The 3,773-nt window shown below is 73.4% G+C and carries 4 protein-coding genes; all 4 read left to right on the forward strand.

The genetic code is table 11. The annotated features are described in order from the left end of the window. The first annotated feature begins 190 nt into the window (after positions 1 to 190). Genes VF746_17665 through allB form a run of 4 tightly spaced genes read left to right on the forward strand, consistent with a single transcriptional unit; the run spans position 191 to position 3,604 of the window. Positions 191 to 619 (forward strand): (2Fe-2S)-binding protein, encoded by a 429-nt coding sequence (locus VF746_17665; protein ID HEX8694253.1) that lies wholly within the window; start codon positions 191 to 193, stop codon positions 617 to 619. After that, positions 616 to 1,449 carry an FAD binding domain-containing protein gene (locus VF746_17670; GenBank protein HEX8694254.1) on the forward strand — a complete coding sequence of 278 codons (834 nt, stop codon included), beginning with the start codon at positions 616 to 618 and terminating at the stop codon, positions 1,447 to 1,449. The genes VF746_17665 and VF746_17670 overlap by 4 nt, the downstream gene beginning before the upstream one ends. 56 nt (positions 1,450 to 1,505) lie before the next feature. Beyond that, positions 1,506 to 2,171: a hypothetical protein gene (locus VF746_17675; protein HEX8694255.1), complete on the forward strand. Its 666-nt coding sequence runs from the start codon at positions 1,506 to 1,508 to the stop codon at positions 2,169 to 2,171. Positions 2,172 to 2,227: 56 nt separating this feature from the next. Beyond that, a complete protein-coding gene (allB, locus tag VF746_17680; protein HEX8694256.1) occupies positions 2,228 to 3,604 on the forward strand; it encodes an allantoinase AllB in 1,377 nt (458 codons plus the stop codon). The last annotated feature ends 169 nt before the right edge of the window (positions 3,605 to 3,773 follow it).

Genomic DNA, 3,773 nt, shown 5'->3' on the forward strand with positions numbered 1-3,773 from the left:
GCGCTGTGACGGGCTTCGGTGCTCGCCGCGGGTAGCCCCCCTCCCCGGCCCTCCCCCCGCTGCGCGGTGGGAGGGAGAACTACAACCCCGTTTCATCCTCCGTGGTCGCGCGCAGCGCGGTGGAAGACTCAGGATGACATCGTTGGTGGATGGTGAACCGACTGCGGAGTCAACCTTTTCTGAGATTGCGATGGAGTTCCGGCTGAACGGGAACGCGGTGGACGTCGAGGCGCACCCGATGAAGCGCCTGCTCGACGTGCTGCGCGAGGAGTGCGGGCTCACCGGCACCAAGGAGGGGTGCGGCGAGGGCGAGTGCGGCGCCTGCACCGTGCTCGTCGACGGCGAGCCCGTCTGCGCGTGCCTGGTGCCGTTCGCGCAGGCCGCGGGCGCGGAGGTGCTCACCATTGAAGGGCTCGGCGGCGAGCACCCCCTCCAGCGCGCCTTCACCGAGCTGGGCGGGGCGCAGTGCGGCATCTGCACGCCGGGGATGATCATGGCCGCGCTGGCGCTGGGGCCGAATCCCACCCTGGACGAGGTGAAGGTCGGACTCGCCGGCAACCTCTGCCGCTGCACCGGCTACGAGGCCATCTACCGCGCCGTGCTGGAGGCCCGGGCGTGAGGACGCCGATCTCCCCCCTGTCGCTCCTGGAGCCGCGCTCGCTGGACGAGGCGCTGGCCATGCTGCGCGACGAGGGGCCGCTGGTGCCGCTGGCCGGGTGCACCGACGTCTACGTGGCGCTCAACTTCGGCACGCTGGCCGCCGCGCGCTTCCTGGACCTGTGGGGGCTCGACGAGCTGCGCGGGATCGAGGCGCGCGACGGCGTGCTGCGCGTCGGCGCGCTGGCCACGCACACCGACCTGGTGCGCTCGCCCGAGGTGCGCGCGCGCCTGCCGATCCTGGCCGCCGCGGCGCGCGAGGTGGGCGGCGTCCAGATCCAGAACCGCGGCACGCTGGCCGGCAACGTGGCGAACGGCTCCCCCGCGGGCGACACGCTTCCCGTGCTGGCCGTCGCCGAGGCCGTCGTCGTGCTCCGCAGCGCCGAGGGCGGCGAGCGGCGGGTGCCGTTCAACGGCTTCTACACGGGCTACCGGCAGACGGTGATGCGCCCCGACGAGCTGATCACCGCCATCGAGATCCCGCCCGTCGCAGGCGCGCAGTGGTTCCGCAAGGTGGGCACCCGCGCCGCGCAGGCCATCTCCAAGGTGGTGATGGCCGCCGTCCGCTCCGAGCGCCCGCGCATCTCCCTCGGCAGCGTGGCGCCCACCGTCGTCCGTCTCCCGAAAACGGAGGAGGCGCTCGCGTCGGGCGCCTCCGTCGACGAGGCCCGGCGCGTGCTGGCGGACGAGATCGCCCCCATCGACGACCTGCGCTCGACGGCGGAGTACCGCGCGCGCGTCGCCGGGAACCTGCTGGCGCGGTGGTGGGGGGATTCGGGAGGATCGTCCTGATGCTGAGAAGGCTGTCGGCTGTCATCCTGAGGAGCCGCCCGCGCAGGACCGGCAGGGTGACGAATGCCGGGGCGGCGACGAAGGATCTGCGGGTCGGGCCCGAGCGTGAGCCGGACAGACGCGCGGACCCCATCCCCGCCCCGCTGCAGCCGGAGGAGCTCCCGCTCGGCGAGGCGCGGGCGCGCTTCTTCGCGGAGAGCGGGTTCGACGCGGACGGCGGATACAACAAGCGCTGGGTGAGGATCGAGTCGAAGCCGATCCCGATCTTCTTCCCCAACATCGAGCCGCGCGTGCGGGCGGTGAAGCTGCACGACCTGCACCACATCGTCACCGGCTACCGCACCGACTGGGTGGGCGAGGCGGAGATCGGCGCGTGGGAGATCTCCGCCGGGTGCGGGAAGTACTGGGCCGCGTGGGCGCTCAACGCCGGCGCGTTCGCGTTCGGGCTGGCGGCGGCGCCGCGGCGCACCTTCCGCGCGTTCGTGCGCGGGCGCCGCAGCCGGAGCCTCTACCACGAGCACTTCCGCGACGAGCTGCTGGAGGAGACCGTCGGCGGGATGCGCGGGCGGCTGGGGCTCGACGCGGACGTCGCGCCCACGCGCCGCGACGTGGCGGCGTTCGCCGGGTGGAGCGCCGCCGTGGTGGCGTACCACGCGACCGCGGCCGCGATCGGGCTCCGCGCCGTGCTGTGGGTGGTGAGCCTGTCGCGGCGCGCCCGGTAGCCGCCTCCGATCGTCGCTTCGCCGCGCGAGCGCATCTCCCTTCTCCCCGATCCACGTTGACCGAAGCTCCCCCTCCCGACCTCGTCTTCCGCGGCGCGCACGTGGTCACCCCCGGCGGGATGGGGGCGGCGGCGGTGTGGGTGCGCGGGGGGCGCATCGACTCCGTGCGCGAGTTCGGCGACGTGCCGGCCGGCGTGAAGGTCGTGGAGGTGGGCGACGAGGTGCTGATGCCGGGGCTGGTGGACACGCACGTCCACGTGAACGAGCCCGGCCGCACCGAGTGGGAGGGGTGGGAGACGGCCACGCGCGCCGCCGCCGCGGGCGGGGTGACCACGCTGGTCGAGATGCCGCTCAACAGCATCCCCGCCGTCACCACCGAGGCGGCGCTGTGGGAGAAGGCGACGGCGGCGGCGAGCCGCGTGCACGTGGACGTGGGCTTCTGGGGCGGCGTGGTCCCCGGCAACGCGGGCGACCTGCGGGACCTGTGGGAGGCCGGCGTGTTCGGCTTCAAGTGCTTCCTGGTCCCCTCCGGCGTCCCCGAGTTCGAGCACGTCGCGGAGGAAGACCTGCGCGCGGCCATGCCGGTGCTGGCGAAGCTGGGCGCGCCGCTCCTGGCGCACGCCGAGGTGCCGGGCCCGATCACCGCCGCGCTCGCCACGCTGGACGGGTGCGACCCGCGGAAGTACGAGACCTACCTCGCCTCGCGCCCGCCCGCCGCCGAGGCGCTGGCGATCGAGATGCTCATCCGCCTCGGCGGGGAGCTCGGGGTGCGCGTGCACGTCGTCCACCTCTCCGCGGCCGAGGCGCTCCCGCTGCTGAACGAGGCGCGCGCTTTGGGGGCGCCGATCACGGTGGAGACCTGCCCCCACTACCTGCACTTCGCCGCCGAGGACGTCCCGGACGGCGCCACGGAGCTGAAGTGCGCGCCGCCGATCCGCGGATTGGAGAACCAGGAGCGGCTCTGGACGGCGCTGGGGTCGGGGGAGATCGATATGGTCGTCACCGACCACTCACCCTGCCCGCCGGAGCTGAAGCGGCGCGAGGAGGGCGACTTCCTGCGCGCCTGGGGCGGGATCGCGTCGCTGCAGCTGGGGCTCTCGGCCGTCTGGCGCGGGGCGCGGGAGCGCGGCTACACTCCCGCGCACCTGGCCGAGTGGATGGCGCGCGCCCCGGCGGTCGTCGCGGGGCTGTCGCACCGCAAGGGCGCCATCGAGCCCGGCCGCGACGCCGACTTCTTCGTCTTCGACCCCGACGCCGAGTGGCTGGTGGACCCGGCCGCGCTGCACCACCGCCACAAGCTCTCGCCGTACGTCGGCGCGGTGCTCCCCGGCGTGGTGGAAGAGACCTGGCTGCGCGGCGTGAAGGTGTACGACCGCGGCCGCTTCGCCAAACCTCGCGGGCTCGTGATGCTGCGCGGCGGACGCGACTACTGAGCCCAAATCTCGAGATCGGCTGTGCAAAGAGATGTCATCCTGAGTCTACCACCGCGCTGCGCGCGACCAGGGAGGATGAAACGGGTGTGGGAGCATAAATTGGGCGGGTGGCGTCGGCAAAGAGGTCGGTAAGCTCATTGGTGCGAGAGAGCCCGTTCCTGAGTCAGAC

The sequence above is a fragment of the Longimicrobium sp. genome (assembly GCA_036389795.1).
Lineage (GTDB): Bacteria > Gemmatimonadota > Gemmatimonadetes > Longimicrobiales > Longimicrobiaceae > Longimicrobium.

What these genes read in the sequence shown, in the direction of transcription:
- VF746_17665 (HEX8694253.1), top strand. Translation starts at nt 191, where the DNA reads ATGGAGTTCCGGCTGAACGGGAACGCGGTGGACGTCGAGGCGCACCCG.